Origin of the sequence: Achromobacter aegrifaciens, assembly GCF_902859735.1 — a bacterium.
In the GTDB taxonomy this organism is placed as follows: domain Bacteria; phylum Pseudomonadota; class Gammaproteobacteria; order Burkholderiales; family Burkholderiaceae_B; genus Achromobacter; species Achromobacter aegrifaciens.
This window is the reverse complement of sequence record NZ_CADIJY010000003.1, coordinates 286542-305322: the sequence shown is the minus strand read 5'-3', so window position 1 is coordinate 305322 and position 18781 is coordinate 286542. Positions and strand designations below refer to the sequence as shown.

General features: G+C 66.9%; 19 protein-coding genes. 6 read left to right on the top strand and 13 right to left on the bottom strand.

Going from position 1 to position 18781, the window contains the following annotated elements:
* Position 1: 1 nt before the first annotated feature.
* The 7 genes from HV766_RS11425 to HV766_RS11395 all read right to left on the bottom strand — a co-directional run bounded on the left by HV766_RS11425 (position 2) and on the right by HV766_RS11395 (position 6176).
* Entirely contained in the window at positions 2-487 is a 486-nt protein-coding gene (locus tag HV766_RS11425) for an Lrp/AsnC family transcriptional regulator (RefSeq protein WP_175181170.1), read from the bottom strand.
* Entirely contained in the window at positions 480-1478 is a 999-nt protein-coding gene (gene ahbB / locus HV766_RS11420; protein WP_217472152.1) for a siroheme decarboxylase subunit beta, read from the bottom strand. The genes HV766_RS11425 and ahbB overlap by 8 nt, the downstream gene beginning before the upstream one ends.
* Positions 1468-2637: a cytochrome D1 domain-containing protein gene (locus HV766_RS11415; protein ID WP_175181168.1), complete on the bottom strand. Its 1170-nt coding sequence runs from the start codon at positions 2635-2637 to the stop codon at positions 1468-1470. Before HV766_RS11415 ends, ahbB begins: the two co-directional genes overlap by 11 nt.
* Before the next feature lie 7 nt (positions 2638-2644).
* Complete coding sequence (locus HV766_RS11410) at positions 2645-2992, bottom strand: c-type cytochrome (RefSeq protein WP_082400648.1); 348 nt, start codon at positions 2990-2992, stop codon at positions 2645-2647.
* A complete protein-coding gene (gene cobA / locus HV766_RS11405) occupies positions 2971-3762 on the bottom strand; it encodes a uroporphyrinogen-III C-methyltransferase (RefSeq protein WP_175181167.1) in 792 nt (263 codons plus the stop codon). Before cobA ends, HV766_RS11410 begins: the two co-directional genes overlap by 22 nt.
* A 117-nt stretch (positions 3763-3879) precedes the next feature.
* The gene (locus HV766_RS11400) at positions 3880-5019 is read right to left on the bottom strand and encodes a CaiB/BaiF CoA transferase family protein (protein WP_175181166.1); all 1140 of its coding nucleotides are present in this window, start codon (positions 5017-5019) and stop codon (positions 3880-3882) included.
* Positions 5016-6176 (bottom strand): acyl-CoA dehydrogenase family protein, encoded by a 1161-nt coding sequence (locus HV766_RS11395; protein WP_175181165.1) that lies wholly within the window; start codon positions 6174-6176, stop codon positions 5016-5018. Before HV766_RS11395 ends, HV766_RS11400 begins: the two co-directional genes overlap by 4 nt.
* 87 nt (positions 6177-6263) lie before the next feature.
* On the opposite strand from HV766_RS11395, the gene HV766_RS11390 reads away from it, so the two are divergent.
* Complete coding sequence (locus HV766_RS11390) at positions 6264-7172, top strand: LysR family transcriptional regulator (protein ID WP_119450841.1); 909 nt, start codon at positions 6264-6266, stop codon at positions 7170-7172.
* Positions 7173-7175: 3 nt separating this feature from the next.
* Here HV766_RS11390 and HV766_RS11385 read toward each other — a convergent pair whose 3' ends face one another.
* Positions 7176-8189, bottom strand: coding sequence for a Bug family tripartite tricarboxylate transporter substrate binding protein (locus HV766_RS11385; protein WP_054450205.1), 1014 nt, complete (start codon positions 8187-8189; stop codon positions 7176-7178).
* A 226-nt stretch (positions 8190-8415) separates the two neighbouring features.
* On the opposite strand from HV766_RS11385, the gene HV766_RS11380 reads away from it, so the two are divergent.
* Both HV766_RS11380 and HV766_RS11375 read left to right on the top strand, forming a co-directional pair.
* Positions 8416-9972 carry an AMP-binding protein gene (locus tag HV766_RS11380; protein WP_175159489.1) on the top strand — a complete coding sequence of 519 codons (1557 nt, stop codon included), beginning with the start codon at positions 8416-8418 and terminating at the stop codon, positions 9970-9972.
* Positions 9973-10065: 93 nt separating this feature from the next.
* Entirely contained in the window at positions 10066-10503 is a 438-nt protein-coding gene (locus HV766_RS11375) for a universal stress protein (protein WP_054450200.1), read from the top strand.
* A gap of 14 nt (positions 10504-10517) precedes the next feature.
* On the opposite strand, the gene HV766_RS11370 is transcribed toward HV766_RS11375, so the two are convergent.
* The 5 genes from HV766_RS11370 to HV766_RS11350 all read right to left on the bottom strand — a co-directional run bounded on the left by HV766_RS11370 (position 10518) and on the right by HV766_RS11350 (position 15811).
* Positions 10518-11444, bottom strand: a complete 927-nt coding sequence (locus HV766_RS11370) for a hydroxymethylglutaryl-CoA lyase (RefSeq protein ID WP_119450838.1) — start codon at positions 11442-11444, stop codon at positions 10518-10520.
* Between the two features lie 22 nt (positions 11445-11466).
* On the bottom strand, positions 11467-12426 hold the full coding sequence (locus tag HV766_RS11365; RefSeq protein ID WP_119450837.1) for a Bug family tripartite tricarboxylate transporter substrate binding protein: 960 nt from the start codon (positions 12424-12426) through the stop codon (positions 11467-11469).
* A 70-nt stretch (positions 12427-12496) separates the two neighbouring features.
* Entirely contained in the window at positions 12497-13705 is a 1209-nt protein-coding gene (locus HV766_RS11360; protein ID WP_082400642.1) for a CaiB/BaiF CoA transferase family protein, read from the bottom strand.
* Between the two features lie 169 nt (positions 13706-13874).
* The gene (locus HV766_RS11355; RefSeq protein WP_175181164.1) at positions 13875-14795 is read right to left on the bottom strand and encodes a LysR family transcriptional regulator; all 921 of its coding nucleotides are present in this window, start codon (positions 14793-14795) and stop codon (positions 13875-13877) included.
* A 71-nt stretch (positions 14796-14866) separates the two neighbouring features.
* The gene (locus HV766_RS11350) at positions 14867-15811 is read right to left on the bottom strand and encodes a LysR substrate-binding domain-containing protein (protein WP_175159487.1); all 945 of its coding nucleotides are present in this window, start codon (positions 15809-15811) and stop codon (positions 14867-14869) included.
* A gap of 83 nt (positions 15812-15894) precedes the next feature.
* Between HV766_RS11350 and HV766_RS11345 the strand changes: the two genes are divergently transcribed.
* The 3 genes from HV766_RS11345 to HV766_RS11335 all read left to right on the top strand — a co-directional run bounded on the left by HV766_RS11345 (position 15895) and on the right by HV766_RS11335 (position 18772).
* On the top strand, positions 15895-16818 hold the full coding sequence (locus HV766_RS11345; protein ID WP_175181163.1) for a carbon-nitrogen hydrolase family protein: 924 nt from the start codon (positions 15895-15897) through the stop codon (positions 16816-16818).
* Between the two features lie 523 nt (positions 16819-17341).
* Positions 17342-18031, top strand: coding sequence for a glutathione S-transferase family protein (locus HV766_RS11340; protein WP_175181162.1), 690 nt, complete (start codon positions 17342-17344; stop codon positions 18029-18031).
* Positions 18032-18208: 177 nt separating this feature from the next.
* Positions 18209-18772: a PIN domain-containing protein gene (locus tag HV766_RS11335; protein WP_244958691.1), complete on the top strand. Its 564-nt coding sequence runs from the start codon at positions 18209-18211 to the stop codon at positions 18770-18772.
* The last annotated feature ends 9 nt before the right edge of the window (positions 18773-18781 follow it).

The window sequence follows — 18781 nt, the reverse complement described above, 5'->3', positions numbered from 1 at the left end:
CTCAGACCTCCAGCTTCATTTCAAGGAAGTACTCGCGCTCCTTCGGAAACGCCAGCACGGGCAGGCCCGTCTCCTGCTCAATGGCGCGCAAACAGGCGGCAACTTCGGCGGGATCAGCCGCCGCCAGCACGAACCACATGTTCAACGCATGCTCGCGGCGGTAGTTGTGCGCCACTTCGACCCGGCGGTTGACCAGGGCCACGACCCGCTCCCATTGCGCCTGCGGCACGGCCATCGCCGCCAGGCAGTACGCGCCGCCGGCGCGCTCGATCTGGAACAACGGGCCGAAACGGCTCAGCGCGCCGCACTCGCGCAAGCGGGCTACCCGCGCGATCACGGCGTCTTCGTCCAGCCCCAGCGCCCGCGCGACGTCCGCGAACGGACGCGGGCTGATCGGAAAGCCGCCCTGCAGGCGGTTGATCAGCTTGCGGTCGGCAGCGTCCAAGCCCAGCGGCATGCCCGCGGCAATGTCCTTGGACCTAACCATGCGTCGCCTCTTCCGGCACGAACCTCGCACCGCGCTGCTTGAAACATCTGGTCGAGAACAGCACCGCATGCGGCCAGGCATCAAGTCCAAGACGGCCGGCGATGGCATTGCGCAGCGCCTGCACCGCTTTCCGCTCCTTGCCGTGGATCATGCAGAAGAGGTTGTAGGGCCATTGCGGCAAGCGCCGCGTGCGCCGGTAGCAAAGCGTGACGCCGGGCTCGGCGCCAAGCCGCTGCCCCAGCGCATCCACCCGCGTGTCGTCCACGTTCCAGACGCACATCGCATTGGCGCGAAAGCCCAGCTGGCGATGTCTCAGCACCACGCCGAAACGGCGGAACAGGCCTGCGCGCTGCCAGCGCTCCAGCAGGTGCAGCGTCTCGTCCTCATCCAGCCCCGCAAGTAGTCCCAACCGGCGATAGGGGTGCGCGCAAAGGTCCAACCCATCCTGCACGGCATGGAGCAAGGTCTCTTGCGCGCTGCCGGCGGGTGGCAGCACGGCTCGTCCGCCGCTGCGCTGCGGCGTCGTGCGTTGTTGTGGCGCGCTCAGACTGAAACCCAGGTCGATGTGGTACTCGGCCTCCATGGGCAAGGCCAGCGGCTCGCAGCCGGAGGCCTGTGCGATCCGCGCCAGCAAGCGCGCCAACGCGCCAGGCTTGCGGCAGGCGGCGACGAACCACAAGTTCAAGGCATGTTCGCGCTCGTAGTTGTGATTGACCTGTGGCAGGCTGCTGACGTAGGCGGCAACCTGATCCAGGCGGGCGGACGGCACGTGCATGCCGACCAGCGCGCTGGCAAAGCAGGACTGGTGCAGCACCGGACCGACACGGCTCACGAGCCCCTCGCGCTGCCACCGCTGAAAGCGCGCCAGCACCGTGTCTTCATCCAGGCCGACGCGCTCGGCCAGCAAGGCATAGGGCCGCGAGACCAGCGGAAAGTCCCGCTGCCAGCCATCGAGCAGACGCAGATCGGAATCGGACAGTTCAGAAGCCAATGCGGCCGCTCCTGTTGGTGAAGAAAATGCCGCTGGGCTTGGGAATGTCCAGCGTGGCGCCGCGTTGCAGCGTCCGGGTGTCATACACCACCACCCGGTCATCGTCGCGCGCCGACAGCCATACCGCCTCTCCTCGCGGCGTGAATTCCATGTGCAACACGCCGCGGCCAGGTGCCAGCGTCCGGACCACGGCCAGGGTTTCGGTGTCGATGACCTGTACCTGGCCGTTGTCCGGCACCGCAAAGTTGACCCAGACGCGGCGGCCATCGGGCTGCGCCATGACGAACACCGGCTGGCCCAGCGTGGCGATGCGGCCGGTCTCCTGCCAGGTGGCGGTATCCACCACCAGCACCTCGTGCCTGCCGATGGCGGGCAGGAACAGGCGTCCGCCCGCCGCGCTCCAGCCTCGCAGGTGGGGCATCTTGTAGACCGGCAACGCTTCCTCGCCGCGCCCATAGCCCTGCAGGATCTTGCGCACGCCGGCCTCCGGATGCCAGAGGTCCATCATGGCCAGCGCATCCTCGCCGAACAACCCGGCGATGTAATAGCGGCCGTCCGGGGTGACCAGCGCGTCGTAGGGCTGGCGACCGGCCTTGTGGCGTTGTGTGGACGGCCGGGCGGGGTCCGACAGATCCGTGATCCAGATCTCGCCCGCGTCGAACAGCGCGTAGGCGAACTTCTGTCCAGGCAGGTCCGCCAGGCCGACGACCTTGGAGCGCCTGCCCGGCGCATACTCGGCGGGCACTTCGCTGATCTGGCGCAAGGTCACAGCGTCGAAGACCTTGATGCCGCCGGGCGTGTAGTTCTGCACCACGATCAGCCGCCCGTCCTGCGAAATGGCGCCGCCGATCGCATTGCCGGACTGGATGCTGCGACGGTCCACGCGTTTCCGCAGCAGATCCACCTTGGTCAGCCCGCCGTCCCGGCCGAAGACGTAGCCGTAGCGGCCATCGCGGGAATAGGCGATGTGCGCATGGGAAAGGTCGCCCAGCCCTTCGACCCGCGCCAGCCGGGTCTGTCCGCTGGTTTCGACGATGGAGACGGCGCCGTCGGCACGCTCTATCACCATGCCCAGGTCGTTGGTGCCGCGCGGGTCGGTGGCCGCGGCGCAGCCGGCCAGCACAACGGCGGCCAGGACGAACAGGAAACGCAGTTTCATGAACGTTTTATTCCTCTGGAAAGCCCTTGAGCAGCCGCGCGGCGATCCAGGCGGCTTCGTCGGGCGCAAGCATGCCGCGCCACCCGGGCATGGCGGTGCCGGGCAGCCCGTGCAGAATCGCCTGTTCGAGATAGGCCGGCGGCTTGCCAGCAAGCGCTTGCGGCGTCAACGCCGGCCCCAGGCCGCCATTCAGGCGCAATCCATGGCAGGAGCCGCAGTCCTGCCGCACCAGGTGTATGAGTCGCTGCTGATCGACGGGATCGAGGTCCGGCGCCGCCTGCGTCCGGCCCACCGCCGCTCCCAGCCCCGTGCAACAGGCCAGCGCCAGGCATGTCAGGCCGCGACCGGGGCGCATGGCTCGGCCGCGTCACGCAACAACAGCTGTCCCGCCGCGGCGGCGGACCAGGCGCGCTGCGCCAGTCGCACCACGTCGCCGACCACCAGCAGCGTGGGCGGCTTGAAGCCGGCCACCAGCTGCGGAATCTGGCGCAAGGGGGCCACCGTCCAGTCCTGGGCTTCGGTGGTGCCGGAATGAACCAGCGCGGCCGGCGTGTCGCCGCCGCGCCCATGCCGCTGCAAGGACGCGACGATCTCGGCGGCGTTGGCCACCGCCATGTAGAACACCAGGGTACAGGTGGGATCGGCTAGCGAACTCCAGTCCAGTTCAAGGCCGGCGTCGTCCCGCAGATGACCCGTGATGAAACGCACGCTGGCCGCCACGCCCCGATGCGTCAGGGGTATGCCCAGCGCTGCCGCGCAGCCGTTGGCGGCGCTGATGCCCGGCACGACCTCAACCTGCACGCCGTGCCGCGACAGGAACAGCAGCTCCTCGCCGCCGCGCCCGAAAATGAACGGATCGCCGCCCTTCAAGCGCACGACGCGGGAGCAAGACCCCGCCAGCGCCAACAGCAGCTGATGGATGTCTTCCTGCCGGTGGCGGCAGTCGCCCGCCATCTTGCCTACGTCATGGAACTGCGCGGCGGGATTGATGAGGGGCAGGATGCCGCCGCCTACCAGCCTGTCGCAGACCACGGCATCGGCCTGCTGCAATAGCCGCGAGGCGCGCACCGTCAGCAATTCGGGATCGCCCGGACCGGCGCCAACCAGGTAAACCGTTCCGCTCACTACTCCCTCCCTTGCAGCCAGGCTGCGCAAAATAAGGCTTCAGGAGGAAGTGTAGGAAGCGACAGGCGGCTGCAATAGGTACGGTCGACGCAAGTGCAATGGGTGCGCCAGGGGCGTTCAGGACGCCTGGGCGCGCAAACGCGCCAGGATCTGTGCGCGATGCTGGTCCAGGCCGGGGACCTCCCGCGCCATCGACGGCAGGGGTTTGGAGAACTTCACCGGGAAGCCCACCACGCGTCCTGCCGGCGTATCGGCAACGACCCCGCGATGTCTGACGTGCGGGTCCTCGAACACTTCATCGTGCCGCAGTACTGGCGCCCAGGGGATATCGTGACCGTCGAACAGGCGTTCCCAATCCGCCAGGCTGCGGCTCTTGAACAATTCACGCAGTCGATCGTTCAAGACCCGCTTTTCGCGCATCCGCCCCGCCCTCGTCTGGTAGCCCGGCGCGTTCAGATCCGGGCAGACCGGGGCCAGCGCCACGCAAAGGTTGCGCCAGAACGATTCCTCCAGAATGCCGAGCGCAAGATGCCGGCCGTCCGCCGTCTCGAAGACGTCGTTGTCAGGCATGACATGCGGCAGATGCGCCACCTCCGGGCCAGCGGGACCGTTCATCGCCTGCAATGCAGGGGCCATCCATGCCGTCATGGTGTCATGGATTGACACGTCCAAATGCTGCCCCACGCCGGACTCGCGCGCGTCCTGCACGGCAGCCAGTATCGCGAGCGCGGCGTGCATGGCTGCGCAGTAATCCGACAGACGCAATCGCGGCCGCGCCATGACATCGCGCACCTGCGACGGCACGGCCCAGTATCCGGCCAGGGCCATGTAATTCACGTCATGGCCGGGCCGTTGCGCATAGGGCCCTGTCTGCCCGAATCCCGAAATCGAACACAGCACCACCCGCGGATTGACGCGCGCCAATTGCGTGTAGTCCAGTCCCAGATTGGCCATTACGCCAGGCCTGAAACCCTCCACCACGACGTCGCTGCCTGCCACCAGTTGCAGCAGGACGCGCTTGTCTTCTTCGCGCTTCAGATCGAGGCAGATGGACTGCTTGCCCCGGTTGTACTTGGCGAAGGTCTCGGCTCCCAACTGGCGAGCGGTGTCGCCCTGCGGCTTTTCCACCTTGATCACGGTCGCCCCCAACTGTCCCAGCAACATGGCGGTGTACGGCCCAGGGTGCAGTTGGCCCAGGTCGAGCACAGACATGCCGCTCAGGTAGCCCGCCGCCCCCTGCTCTGCGCCGGCGCTCATGCGAGTATCCCCTTTGCGATGGTATTGCGCTGGATTTCGCTGGTTCCAGTGACGATGCGGTACAGGCGCAGGCGGCGGAAGATGAACTCCACCGGATGGTTCTTCGTCACTCCCACGTTTCCATGGATCTGCATGGCCTTGTCGGCAATTTCGAAGCAACGCTCGGACACGAACAGCTTGCACATCGACGCCGCATCGCGCACGTCCTCGCCCGAGTCGGCACGCTCTGCCGTGGCAAGCACCATCTGTTCGCAGGCATAGAGGGCCGTCGCCATGTCGGCCAGCATGTGCTGGATGGCCTGGAAGCGGCTGATGGGGCCGCCAAACTGCTGACGGTGCTTGGCGTAGTCCACAGCCAGCCTGAAAGCCTGGCGCGCCAGGCCTATCATGGTCGGGCAATGCAGCAGGCGGTTTACGCTGACGCGGTTCATGGCGATCTTGAAACCCTGCCCTTCCTTGCCGATCAGGTTCTTCTTCGGCACCCGGACCTGATCCAGCACGATGTCCGCATCGACATACTGGCCTGTCATCGGCACGCAATCGTGCACCAGCCGTACGCCGGGGCTGTCCAGATCGATGAAAATCGCGGATATGCCTTCCGCGCCCCGGTCAGGATCGGTGACGCACATGGTGATGGCGAAATCGGCGAACGTCGAGGCGGTAATGTAGTGCTTGACCCCGGTCACGATGTAATCGTCGCCGTCGGCCACCGCGACGGTCTGCAAGCGGGTAGCGTCGGAGCCCGACTGCGGCTCGGTCATGGCGAAGCAGGCGCCGCGCTCGGCGTTGACCACGGGCATGATGTAGCGGTCGTGCTGGTACGGGGTCGCATACTGGACCAGGTTGCCGATGCGCGAAGGACCGCCCCAATCCCCCAGCACATGGGGGAACAGGATGGCGCCGGATGCCGCGACGTCGTCCTTGAGCACGCACAGGTCGCGGTAGGACAGCCCCTGCCCGCCCAGCTCGCGCGGCAGTTGCGCTCCATAGAATCCCAGCGCCCGGCATCGTTTCCACACGGACTGCACCAGGTCGCGCCCGAACTTGTCCTCGTACCCCAGGCCGAGCGACTGTTCCAGCGGTATGAGTTCGTCCTGCAGGTACTGCTGCAACCGGGTGCGCAGGCCGGTCAGCGCCTGTTTGTCGTCTTGGGCCATGTCGTCTCCTTTGAGTAGTCCCCAGCTTGACAGCGCCCGGCATCCTCGCAATTATCTTTTCTTCGTTTTCAATAACCTGGCGGAATCATGAGGCTGGAAGATCTGGACTATTTCCTGGCGGTCGCGCGGCTGGGCCATGTCGGCCGGGCCGCCGACGGCATAGGCGTCAGCCAGCCTGCACTGACCAAGGGCATCCGGCGCCTGGAAGAAGAACTGAAACTGCAGCTCTTTGTCCGCACGCCCAAGGGCATGGAGCTGACAATTCCAGGACGCGCGTTCTATCAACGCTCGATGCAGGCAAGGCGGGAACTCGACGACGCCATGCAGGAAGCGGGTGACCTGCACCGCGGAAGCATCGGCTTGCTGCGCGTCGGCGTCACGCCGCTGCTCGCGGAATCGTTCTTCAATCCGGCCTGCATCGAACTGCTGGCGCAACGACCCGCCGCCAAGGTCCAGGTCATGGTCAGCCTGAACGATGCCTTGATTCCAGCGTTACGGCAGGGAGACCTGGACTTCGCCATCAGTTCGCTCTTCGAATCCGCCTCCGCGGCGGAATTCGAGCGGGAACCCTTGTTCGCAGACAAGCTTTTCGTTGCCGTGCGTCCGGGCCATCCTTTGCTGGGCCGCCGCAAGATCCGCTTTGCCGATCTGGCGGGGTGCCAGTGGATGCTGCCGGGACCGCAGGCGGCATCACGGCGCTGGCTGGAAGCCAAGTTCGAGCAACACGGGTCGGCGCCGCCCAACGTGACGATCGAATCCAACGCGTCGGTATCGGGATTGCTGGGCATCCTGCACAGCACGGACCTGCTGACTCTGGTAAGCGAAATCACCCTGTCCGCGCATGCCGGCCAGGGCCTGAGCATCCTGCCTCTGGACGACATGACATGGCATCGGCAGATCGGCGTGCTGACGCGGCGCAATAGCTACCAGTCGCCGCTGACGCAGCGGCTGCTGGAAATCCTGCGGGAGCATGCCCGCGCCCGGGCGGGCGCCTAGCCCTCAATCCGCCTGCAAGCCCAGCTTGTCGATGAGCGGCCCATAGCGGGCGGACTCATCATCGATGAGCTTGCGCAGCTGCTGCGGCGTGCCGGGTATGGGCGTGAACGATTGCGACGCCAAGGCCTCTAGCACCTGGGCATCCTGCATCGCGCGGCCGACGGCGGCATTCAGCCGGTCGATGATTTCCTGCGGCGTGCCTTTCGGCACGGCGATTCCCGCCCAGCTGCCGCTGTCGAAGCCGGCATAACCCAGCTCGGCCACCGAAGGGACCTCTGGGAGGGAAGCGGCGCGCTTGGCGCTGGTGACGGCCAGCGCGCGGATCTTCCCCGAGGCGATGAAGGGCATGGCGGGCGCGACCGCAACGATGCCGATATCGATCTGGCCGCCTGCAAGGTCATTGAGCGCGTTGCTGCCACCCCGATAGGGCACGTGTATGGCGTCCAGGCCGAAATGCTGCTTGAGCGTTTCAAACGTCAGATGCATGGATGAGCCCACCCCCGGGCTGCCGTAGCTCAGTTTGCCTGGATTGGCGCGGGCGTATGCGAGCAGCTCCTGGAATGTCTTGACCGGCAAGGCGCTGCTGACCAGGACCACGTGCGGAGCGATGCTGAGTCCGGATACAGGCGCCAGATCCGCGATGGGGTCGAACGACAGTTTGGGCGAAAGATGCTTGGCAATCGCGAAGTTGCCGCCGTACTCCAGCAGGGTGTAGCCGTCCGCAGGCGCGTTCGCGACCTTGGCGCCGCCCAGATTGCCGCCGCCCCCGCCCACGTTCTCGACGATGATGGTCTGGCCCAGTTCCTTGCCCAGGGGCACGGCGACCAGGCGGGCGATGTAGTCGAACTGGCCGCCAGCCGAGAACGGCACGATGAAGCGTATGGGCTTGTCGGGGTAGCCGGCAGCCCCGGCGCCAGCCGCCTGCGCGGGTCCCGCCATGAGCGCGGCAAGCCCCAGGCTGACGGCCGCCAGGCAACGGGCCGCCCTGTCCCGCAGGCGGAAATTTCGCTGGTTCATGTTGTCTCCTGTTCTTGTGCAAGGCGGGACCGATGCTGGCCCCGCTTTCGCATAGAGGTAACCCGCAGGCCGCCTGAACGTCATGCCGCATCCAACGATTTCCATAACGCAGGGGAATCGCCCCCGCACGATAACGGCGCGGCATGAGGATTCGCGTCCTGGTTATCCGCGGGCGCCTTGCCGCCCCGCAGGATAGCGGCAAGCCAAACCCAGACACGGACACACCATGAACCAAGGCCGATACACCACCCGCAATGCGCGCTATTGGCGCGACCGTCCCGCCGTCATTTTCGGCGACAGGACGCTGAGCTTCGGACAGCTGGAAACCCGCTCCAACCGCCTGGCCAACGCCTTGCTGGGCCTGGGGCTGAAGAAAGGCGATCGCGTCGCCATTCTGGCCTGGAATTGCCCGGAGATCATCGAACTCGAATGCGCGCTGTACAAGGCGGGACTGGTGAAAGTGGCCCTGAACGCGCGCCTGTCGAACCAGGAGGTGCTGGATTCGGTCAACAATGCCGATGCGGCGGCCTTCATTGTGGACCCAGCCCATGTGGAAGCAGCGCAATCCCTGCTGGACGGCTTGGAGAACGTGCGGCATCGATTGGTGATGGGCGCCAGCGACATCGAAGGCTGGCGCTCATACGAACGCCTGCTGGAATCGGCCGCCGACAGCAACCCGGACGTGCCGATGCAACCCGGCGACCTGGCCGTGCTGCACTTTACGTCGGGCTCGACGGGCAAGCTCAAGGCCGCCATGCAGACGGTAGGCAACCGCCTGGCGTCGCTGCGCAAGGTCGTGATGGGCCGCATGCGCGCCAATCCCGGCGAAGTGCTGGCACTCGCCGGCCCCATTACCCACGCCAGCGGCATGTTCATGCAGCCCTTCCTGTTCCAGGGCGGAACGATCCTGCTGCATGACCGGTTCGACCCCGAGAGCTTCCTGGCCTCCGCTGCCCGGCATCGCGCCGCCTTCAGCTTCATGGTGCCCACGATGGTCAACATGCTGATCGCGCATCCGCGGCTGCATCAGCACGACCTGAGCGCGCTGCGACAGATTTCCTATGGCGGCGCGCCGATGGCGCCGGCCCGCATCCGCGAAGCCTGGGAAGCCCTGGGACCCAAGCTCAGCCAGGGCTATGGCGCGGGTGAAACCACCGGCGGCCTGGTGCTGCTGAGTGCCCTGGACCATGCCGAAGCCATGTCGGGCCACCCGGAACGGCTGCTCTCCTGCGGGCGTCCATTCGGCGAAAGCGAGGTTCGTCTGCTGGATGAAGACGGCCGTGAGGTCGCGCCCGGCGAGGTCGGCGAGATTACCGCCACCGGCCCCGACATCTTCGCAGGCTATTGGCGCGAACCCGAGCTGTCCGCCCAAGCCCTGCGCGATGGCCGGCTGCATACCGGCGACCTGGCTCGGATGGACGATGCAGGTTTCCTCTATGTCGTGGACCGCAAGAAGGACATGATCATCTCGGGCGGATTCAATATCTACCCTACTGAAGTCGAACAGGCGCTGTATCAGCATCCGGGCGTGTACGAAGCCTGCGTTTTCGGCGTGCCCGACAAGGTGTGGGGCGAGTCCGTCAAGGCTGTGCTCGTGCTCAAGCCTGGCGACACCACCACCCCGGCCGATCTGATCGAGCATTGCCGCAAGCACCTGGCGGATTTCAAGAAGCCTCGCAGCATCGAACTGGTGGCGGAGTTGCCGAAGAACGCCAACGGCAAGCTCGCGCGCAAGCAACTGAGGGACGCGCACTGGGCGCATGAGGAGAGAAAGGTGGGCTAAGGGCACCACTAGGCGTAGTATGGGGATAGATGCTGTTCACGCTCCTAGGGCCGCGCGGACTCGCGCCGCCCTCCACACCCTCAGGAGGTTGTCATGTACAAGCACATACTCATCCCCATCGACGGATCCGAGCGTTCCTATGCCGGCCTGGCGCAAGGACTGGGCCTGGCCAGCGCCCTGGGCGCAAGCGTCACGGTGCTGACGGTGTACAGCGCCTACCGCCCGACCTCCATGGAAACGGTGCACCTGGAGGGCGTGCATACGGAATATGAGCGCGAGGCCCAGGAGCTCGCCAAGTCGTACCTGTCGCAAGCGGCCGCGCAAGCCAGCGCCGCGGGCGTGCCCTGCACCACCGAAATGCGCGAAAGCAACAACCCGGCGCAGACCATCATCGATATCGCCATGACGCAAGGCTGCGACCTGATCGCCATGGCCTCGCGCGGCCACGGCGGACTGGCGGCCGTGCTGCTGGGCAGCCAGACGCAGAAGGTGATGGCGCATTCGACGCTGCCGGTGATCGTCTACCGCTAAGACCGGCGCTTGGACTAGACCGCGGCGCGCGCTCCGTAGGTCTTCGGTATGCCAGCGGCGGCCACGCCGCTGCGCAGGCTTTCCTGCGGCAGCGCCTGGGCCAGCAAGGGCCGCGCCTGCAGCAACCGCGACAGATCCACGCCCGTGCGGTAGCCCATGCTTTCCAGCATGAAGACCAGGTCTTCGGTGACGATATTGCCCGACGCGCCAGGCGCGAAGGGACAGCCTCCCAGGCCTCCCAGGCAGGAATCGAAAGCGCGGATGCCTTCGTCCAGCCCGGCCAGCGCATTGGCCAGGCCCAGCCCCATCGTGTCATGCAGGTGCAGCTTGACCAGGCGCGCGCCCACGGCGTCCTGCGCGGCGCGCACCGCATCGCGCACCAGCGCCGGATGGGCATAGCCCACGGTGTCGGCCAGCGAGATCTCGTCGGCGCCGGCCAACGCGGCGGCGGCGGCCACCTGCGCGACACGACGCACCGGCACCACGCCTTCCATCGAACATCCGAAGGCGGTGGCGACCGCCGCATCGATGCGCACGGGCCGCGGCTGCGCCCGCACCCAATCGACGATGGAGGCCAGCACCTCCACCTGTGCGTCGGTGCCCTTGCCGACGTTGGCGCGGCTATGCGTGTCGCTAACGGAGACAGGAAACGACAGCGCGTGCGCGCCAGCCTCGTAGGCCGCAATGGCGCCCTTGAGGTTGCAGACCAGGGCAACCACCGTCAAGCCCTCGATCTTCAGGACGTCGGGCAGGACCGTACCCGTATCGGCCATCTGCGGCACCAAGCGCGGCGACACGAAGCTGCCCGCCTCGATCTCGCGCAGGCCGGCGTCGGCCAGCTGCCGGATCCAGCGCAGCTTGTCGGCCGCGGACATCATGCCCTTGGCCATTTGCAGCCCGTCGCGCGGACCCACTTCGCAAAGCCTGATTTCCTGGTTCATGTGCTGTCCTTTCCCGGCCGGCCTACTGCTGCACCACGATGCCCGCGCTTTCGATGGTCTGGCGCGCCTTGGCGATGTCCGAATTGATCAACGCGGCAAACTGTTCGGTGGACACCGGATCGGTTTCCAGGCCTTGCGAGGCCAGCGCCTCCTGCACGTCCTTGCGCGCCAGCAGCTTGTTGAAGTCGCTATTCAGGCGCGACACGACCGCGGACGGCGTCTTGGCCGGGGCCAGCACGCCGTAGTAGGTCACCACGCTGAAATCCTTGTAGCCCAGCTCCGCGACCGTGGGCACCTCCGGCAGCGCCGGATTGCGCTTGGGCGAAGTGACTGCCAGCGCGCGCACCTTGCCGGACTTGATCAGCGTGGCCGCCGACGAAATCGAAGAGCCCGCGAACTGCAGGTGTCCGCCCATCAGGTCCGCCAGCGCCGGGGCCGAGCCCTTGTACGGCACGTGCTGCATCTTGAAGCCGGCCGCGTGCTGCAGCATTTCGATGGCGATGTGCACGCCGCCACCCGTGCCCGAGGTGCCATAGGAGATCTTGTTCGGATCCTTCTTGGCGGCGTCGATCACTTCGGGCAGCGTCTTGTAGGGCGAGCTGTCCGATACCAGCAACACCATGGGCGTAGTGGCCACCAGCGCCACCGGCGCCAGGTCCTTGACCGGGTCGTACGACACCTTCATCAGCAGCGGAATCAGGGTGACGTTGTCGGACTGGCCGATCACCAGGTCGTAACCCTGGGCAGGCGAGCGCGCCGCTTCGGCCAGGCCCAGCGCCGTGCCCGCGCCCGGCTTGTTCTCGGGAATCACTGACCAGCCGTTAAGTTCATGCAGCTTGGTGCTCATCAGGCGGCCGATGTAGTCGGTGCCTCCGCCCGGCGTGGACGGGATGATGATGCGGATGGGCTTGCTGGGATAGTCCTGGGCGTGTGCGGCACAGGCGGCGGCCAGCGCGGCCACCGCGAACAGTTTGCGGATCATCTTGTCTCCTCTTTGATGGAAGTCTTGGCGGTCTGCGCCGCCTCGACCGATATCGGGCGCTATCGCCCGTTCATGCAATAACGCCTGCGCTGCGCAGGACCTCGATGCGCGCGGCATCCCAGCCCAGGCCCTGCAGGATGGCCTGCGTGTCGCCGCCCTGCCGCGGCGGATCGGAACGCTTGCCGGCCTTCAGGCCGTCGAACTCGATGGGCAGCGCCGCCGCGGATATCTCCCCGCCGTCCGGCAGCCGGGTCTTGAGCAGCGCGCCGCCAGCGTTCAGGTGCGCATCGTCCAGCAGGTCGTGCGGCTGGCGTATCGGGCCATAGGACAGGCCGGCGGCTTCCAGTGCCGCGCACAGCTCGTCGGTCTTCCAGGTCTTCAGGATCTCGCCCACGCCCGGCACCAGCCAGGGCCGCGCCGCCTCGCGGTCGACGGCGGTGGCCAGGCGCGGATCGGCGGCCCACTCGGGCGGCAGGAATTTCTGGGCGAAGTTGCGCCATTGCGCATCGCCCACCACGGCGACGAACACGCGGCCGTCGGCGGTCTCGAACACGTCATACACTCCCCAGGGCGGCCGGCGCTCCGCGCCCATGGGCTTGGGCGCCGCGCCCGTCAGCTGGTATTGCGCGATGAACTGCGCGACCAGCAGCAGGTTGTTCTCGAACAGGCCGGAGCGCACATGCCTGCCGCGCCCCGTGGCGTGGCGGTCGTGCAGCGCCGCCAGCGCGCCCACCACGCCGAAGGTGCCGCCCAGGATGTCGTTGACAGAGGCCGCCACGCGCTGGGGCGTGTCCGCGCCGCCGTTGATGTAGGCCAGCCCGCCCATCATCTGCACCACTTCGTCCAGCGCGGTGCGCTGCTTGTAGGGGCCGGACAGAAAGCCCTTGAGCGATACGTAGATCAGCCCAGGGTTCTCGGCCGACAGCGACTCATAGTCCAGCCCGTACTGGGCCAGGCTGCCGTCGCGAAAATTCTCCACCACCATGTCCGCCTGCAAGGCCAGCTGGCGCACCACGGCCTGCCCCTCGCGCGCCTTCAGGTCGATCGCCAGGCTTTGCTTGTTGCGATTGAAGACCGGGAAATAGCCGCTGCCCGAACCCTTCAGGCGCCGGGTGCGGTCGCCTTCGATCGGCTCCACCTTGATGACCTCGGCTCCCAGGTCCGCCAGCGCCAGGCCGGCCGCCGGGCCCATGATCATGTGGGACAGCTCCAGCACCTTGATGCCGCGCAGCGGTAATTCGGTGTGGTCCATGAAGGGTGAAGCCGGTGTTGCTGCCATCTGCATATCCTCGGGCCTGATGCGCTGAAAAACAGGCAACGGCAAGATCGATGCATGCCGCCGCCCCATGCCCCATCATCGGCGGCAAGCCGGATCAGCGGGTAGCGCTCTTTCAGCACGGGGGCATTCTCGTTTGGGAACGTCCGGGAAAGCCCTGAGCCCCGTCGTTTCAGGCGGCGTCCGCCACGCCCAGATGCGCCAACAGCACGCGAGCGGCGGGCGGCAAGGCGTCCAGCCCCAGTACGGCGATGCACAAGGAAGTGCTGGACCAGGCTCCGGAGAGCGGAATGAAGCGGATGTCCAGGTTGGCGTGGCGCGCCTTGAGATACATGGGCACCACGGCCACGCCCATGCCGCGCGCCACCAGCATGCAGATGGTTTCATGCGAGCTGACCCGCGCGCTGATCCGCCGCGCCACGCCCGCATCCTGCGCCGCCTGCTCGAACACCGCGCTGATGCCGTTGTCGCGGTTCAGTTCGATCTGCTCGAAGGGCAGCAATTGCGCGTAGTCCAGCGTGTCGCGGTCGGCCAGCAGATGCTGGCCGGGCACGACCGCCGCCAGATCGCAGCGGCCACAGGTAAAGACCTGCAAACCGTCATGACCAAAATCGGAACCCACCGCCACGTCGGCCTGGCCGTCGAGCACCGCGCGGAACACCTCCTGGGTGGTGCCCTCTTCCAGGGAAATATCGATCTGGGGATAGGCGCGGCGAAAGGACTGGATCTGCGCCGGCAGTTCGCCGGACAGCGCCGCCACGCTGACCGCGAGCCGGATACTGCCGCGCACGCCGGTCGCAAAGCCCGCCATCTCGCGGCGCATGCGGTCCATGCTCTGCAGCACCATGCGCACGTGCGTGGCCAGCGCATTGCCTGCCGGCGTGGGCTGCACGCCCCTGACCCCGCGTTCCAGCAGCGGCACGCCGAAGGCATCCTCCATCTCCGACATGCGTTTGCTGACGGCGGAAGGAACGATATTCTCGCGAGCGGCGGCGCGCGCCAGGCTGCCTTCCTCCAGCGCTGCGAGGAACAGGCGGAGCGAGACGGGATCGATATCGCGGGGATGCGGCGGGGGAGACGGGACGGGCTTCATGCCGGGAAGTGTCGTGCCTTGCGCGCCTGCGCAGGGATCGGGGTTTTCCCGGTCCGGGGCGCCTTGCGCCTTTAACCCCGCACGCCCATACCGCCCTCCCATGCGTAGCCATTCAGCAAGCCCAGCAAACCGCGCCTGACCACGGCCACCGCCTCATCCCGCAAGGCATCGGCGCGCCAGCCCATTTCGATGGCATAGCCCGGCATCGCGACCGGGCAGGGCAGCATGCGCAGGCCGGAAGCGGCAGCCAGGCCGCGCGCCGCGTGCGCGGGCAAGGTCGACAGGGCATCGCTGCCCCGCAACAGGAACGCCAACGCCGAAAAATGCGTGGTCGAGGCCTGCACCCGGCGCGTCAGTCCCAGCCCGTGCAGCACTTCATCCACCACCCCGATGAAGCCGCCGGACGACACCAGAATGTGCTGGCGGCGGATGAATTCCTCCAGTGACAAGGTGGTCTGGCCTGGCGCCACGCTGGCGGGATCCAGCAGGCAGGCATAGCCGCCCTGCCCGACCGTCACGCGCTGCAAGGCCTGCGAGGCCAGTCCGCCCGAAGCGATCACCAGGTCCGCCTCGCGCGCCATCAGCATGTCGGCCGCCAGCCGGCTGTGGGTCTGGCGGAAGATGAGGCGCAGCCCCGGCGCGCTCTGCGCCAGCGCGTGGATCGCGTCTCGTCCCAGTGCGATCTCGAAATCGTCCGATAGCCCCAGCGTCACCGACCTGCCGGCAAAGCCCGCCGCGCCAGGCCGCGCCAGCGACAGGCTCTGACGGCACTTGTCCAGGGCTTCGCCAATGACGGGCCGCAGTTCGCGCGCCCGCAGGCTGGGCGTCAGCCCTCTGCCGGTGCGCGTGAACAGGGGGTCTCCGTAAAGCGCGCGCAGGCGGCCCAGCGCCGCGCTGACAGCGGACTGCGTCACGCCCAGGCGCAGCGCGGCACGTCCCGCTCCGCCCTCGTCATAGATGGCCTCGAAGATCTTGAGCAGGTTCAGGTCGGCTGACTCGATATCAATCTGGTTCATATCATTTATCTCTGACCAGGATTGATTGATTTTAGGGCCGGCCGGACACTGAAGCCCATTGCCACGTTTCCGAGACCCCCGCCATGACCACGAAAACCGTCGCCGCCCTGCAGATCGGCTCCTCCCCCGAGGGCAAAGCCCGCACCCTGGAAGACATCCTCGCCTACGAGGGCGAGATCATCGCCTCTGGCGCCTCGCTCGTGGTCATGCCCGAAGCGCTGCTGGGCGGCTATCCCAAGGGTGAGATCTTCGGCACCCGCCTGGGCTACCGCCTGCCCGAAGGTCGCGAGGCCTATGCCCGCTATTACGACAACGCCATCGACGTGCCCGGCCCCGAAACCGAAGCGCTCGCCGCCCTGTCGCAGCGCACCGGGGCCAGCCTGGTGGTGGGCGTGATCGAACGCGGCGGCAACACGCTGTATTGCACCGCCCTGTTCTTCGAACCTGCTACCGGCCTCGCCGCCAAGCACCGCAAGCTCATGCCCACCGGCACCGAACGCCTGATCTGGGGCCAAGGCGACGGCTCGACCCTGCCGGTCGTCGACACCGAAGCCGGCCGCATCGGCGGCGCCATCTGCTGGGAAAACCACATGCCGTTGCTGCGCACCGCCATGTACGCCAAGGGCGTGGAAATCTGGTGCGCGCCCACCGTGGACGAACGCGACATCTGGCAGTGCTCGATGCGCCACGTCGCCCACGAAGGCCGCTGCTTCGTGGTCAGCGCCTGCCAGGTGCAACCCTCGCCCGCCGAACTGGGCCAGGACGTGCCGGGCTGGGACGCCAACCGCCCTCTGATCAACGGCGGCTCGGTCATCGTCGGCCCGCTGGGCGACGTGCTGGCGGGCCCGCTGCACGGCAAGGCCGGCCTGCTGACCGCCCAGGTCGACACGGCGGAACTGGTGCGCGCCCGCTACGACTTCGACGTGGTGGGCCACTACTCGCGCCCCGACGTCTTTTCCTTGACCGTGGACGAACGCCCGCGCCCCGCCGTGCGCTTCGTCTCCTGAACGCCCCGGCTGACGGGAGCCCGCAATCCGGGCACCTGGCGCCGGGATGGTATAGTCTCGCCCGCTGCCGGCCCTTCCGGGCCGCGCAACGCCCGAGTGGTGAAATTGGTAGACACAAGGGACTTGAACTAATTTGAGCCCTTTGGGGGAAACTCCAAAGGTGTAGCCCGTCAAACTCGGCGAATGCCCTGGACCCGTTCCGAGCCAACGCCGAGCCAAGCCCTGGCCGCACGGCCGGGGAAGGTGTAGAGAGCAGACGGCGGGCACCTAAGGCCGCAAGGCTATGGTGAAGGCGTGCTCCAGACCACGAACAGCGCATCCGCGCTGGCGGCGAAAGCCGAAGTGGTAAGAAAATCCCTCGGCCTCGCGGCCGTACCGGTTCGATTCCGGTCTCGGGCACCACCCCGCCACAGGCCAGGCGTCCATCCTTCGTCGCAAACCGGCGAACGCCTGCCTCGTCAAACTGAAGCGCGCAAAATTGCCCCCGCCGATCTAATCTAGTCCGGTAACCAGGGAGCGCGCCATGATCACCCTCTACTCGTACCCCGGACTCTATGGGCTGGAAGACAACAATCCTTACGGCCTGAAGATCTACGCCTTCCTGAAGCTCTGCCGGCTGCCGTTCGACCACCGGCATACGCTGGACGTACAGTCCGCCCCGCGTGGCCAACTGCCCTACATCGCCGACGGCGATCTGCGCATCGGCGACAGCGACGCCATCATCGCCTACCTGAAGCGCCAGTACGAACTGACCATCGACGATTCCCTCACGTCCGAGCAGCAGCGCCAGGACTTGCTGGTGCGCCGCGCGCTGGACGACCTGTACTGGGTCATGTCCTATTCGCGCTGGCGCGATGACCGCTATTGGCCGACCTTCCGCCGCGCGCTGCTGGACGCCCACCCGGACGTCACACCCGAGCAGCTGGAAGCCGCCCGCCAATACAACTTCCAGCGCTACCACTACCAAGGCATAGGCCGCTACGCCCCCGAAGACGCCTATGCGCGCGGGATCGCCGACCTGGAGGCCGTCTCCAGCCTGCTGGGCGACAACGGCTTCATGTTCGGCCCCAATCCGGGTAGCGTGGACGCGGGGCTCTACGGCTTTCTTGCCAATATCTATTTCTACGCCATCGACACGCCGCTCAAACAGTGCCTGGTGTCGCGGCGCAACCTGGTGAGCCTGTGCAATGCCGTGCGCGCCGAACTCGGTTAAGGCCTGACGCCCTTCCCGCGCGCGGCCGCCCGCCCCGGACGGCTTCCAAAAACGTTATTCTTGCGCCTCGTTTTCCACGTTTTAGCCCTGCCCGCCATGCGCCGGCGGGGCTTCAGACCTCACTTGACCGCCGCTTTCTCCTCCCCGCCCTTCATCGTCCTCGACGCCTGCGTCCTCATGTCAGGCATCCTGCGCCGCCTGCTGCTCAGGCTGGCCGAAGCCGGCGTGTACACGCCGGTCTGGACCGACCGCATCGGCGAGGAATGGCGCCGCAACGCCTCGCGCATCTGGGAGATCCCGCCCGAGGTGATGATGGAGATGTGGGACGACATGAACGCGCGCTTTCCCGGCGCCCGCGAGACGGACACCCAGGTCTACGAGGCATCCTTGCGCTACAGCGACCCCAAGGACTTCCACGTGATCGCGGCCGGCCTGGCGCGGCGCGCGCGCTGCGGCCTGCAACAGCCGCCGGTGGTGCAGGTGCTGACCTGGAATCTGAAGGATTTCAACCGTTCCGAACTGCGGCGCCAGGGGCTGGACGTCTACAACCCCGACCGCATGCTGACGCAATGGTGGCAGGCCGCGCCCGACGCCATCCGTGCGGCGGCGGCACAGGTGCCCGCGGACTATGTGGCGTTGGGGCGCGAACCCGAGCCGCTGTCGGCGACGCTGCACCGCGAGCGCCTGTATGGCCTGAAGAACCTGCTGGCGCGCGACGCCGCGCAGAACGGCGGCGCCTGAACCGCGCCA

Bases quoted from the DNA above. Each gene is read 5' to 3' on its own strand.
- HV766_RS11390 (WP_119450841.1), top strand. From the start codon at position 6,264: ATGAGGCTGGAAGATCTGGACTATTTCCTGGCGGTCGCGCGGCTGGGC.
- HV766_RS11415 (WP_175181168.1), bottom strand. From the start codon at position 2,637: ATGAAACTGCGTTTCCTGTTCGTCCTGGCCGCCGTTGTGCTGGCCGGC.
- HV766_RS11400 (WP_175181166.1), bottom strand. From the start codon at position 5,019: ATGAGCGCCGGCGCAGAGCAGGGGGCGGCGGGCTACCTGAGCGGCATG.
- HV766_RS11370 (WP_119450838.1), bottom strand. From the start codon at position 11,444: ATGAACCAGGAAATCAGGCTTTGCGAAGTGGGTCCGCGCGACGGGCTG.
- HV766_RS11425 (WP_175181170.1), bottom strand. From the start codon at position 487: ATGGTTAGGTCCAAGGACATTGCCGCGGGCATGCCGCTGGGCTTGGAC.
- HV766_RS11345 (WP_175181163.1), top strand. From the start codon at position 15,895: ATGACCACGAAAACCGTCGCCGCCCTGCAGATCGGCTCCTCCCCCGAG.
- HV766_RS11355 (WP_175181164.1), bottom strand. From the start codon at position 14,795: ATGAAGCCCGTCCCGTCTCCCCCGCCGCATCCCCGCGATATCGATCCC.
- HV766_RS11380 (WP_175159489.1), top strand. From the start codon at position 8,416: ATGAACCAAGGCCGATACACCACCCGCAATGCGCGCTATTGGCGCGAC.
- HV766_RS11350 (WP_175159487.1), bottom strand. From the start codon at position 15,811: ATGAACCAGATTGATATCGAGTCAGCCGACCTGAACCTGCTCAAGATC.
- HV766_RS11360 (WP_082400642.1), bottom strand. From the start codon at position 13,705: ATGGCAGCAACACCGGCTTCACCCTTCATGGACCACACCGAATTACCG.
- HV766_RS11365 (WP_119450837.1), bottom strand. From the start codon at position 12,426: ATGATCCGCAAACTGTTCGCGGTGGCCGCGCTGGCCGCCGCCTGTGCC.
- HV766_RS11395 (WP_175181165.1), bottom strand. From the start codon at position 6,176: ATGGCCCAAGACGACAAACAGGCGCTGACCGGCCTGCGCACCCGGTTG.
- HV766_RS11385 (WP_054450205.1), bottom strand. From the start codon at position 8,189: ATGAACCAGCGAAATTTCCGCCTGCGGGACAGGGCGGCCCGTTGCCTG.
- HV766_RS11340 (WP_175181162.1), top strand. From the start codon at position 17,342: ATGATCACCCTCTACTCGTACCCCGGACTCTATGGGCTGGAAGACAAC.
- HV766_RS11335 (WP_244958691.1), top strand. From the start codon at position 18,209: ATGTCAGGCATCCTGCGCCGCCTGCTGCTCAGGCTGGCCGAAGCCGGC.
- HV766_RS11410 (WP_082400648.1), bottom strand. From the start codon at position 2,992: ATGCGCCCCGGTCGCGGCCTGACATGCCTGGCGCTGGCCTGTTGCACG.
- HV766_RS11375 (WP_054450200.1), top strand. From the start codon at position 10,066: ATGTACAAGCACATACTCATCCCCATCGACGGATCCGAGCGTTCCTAT.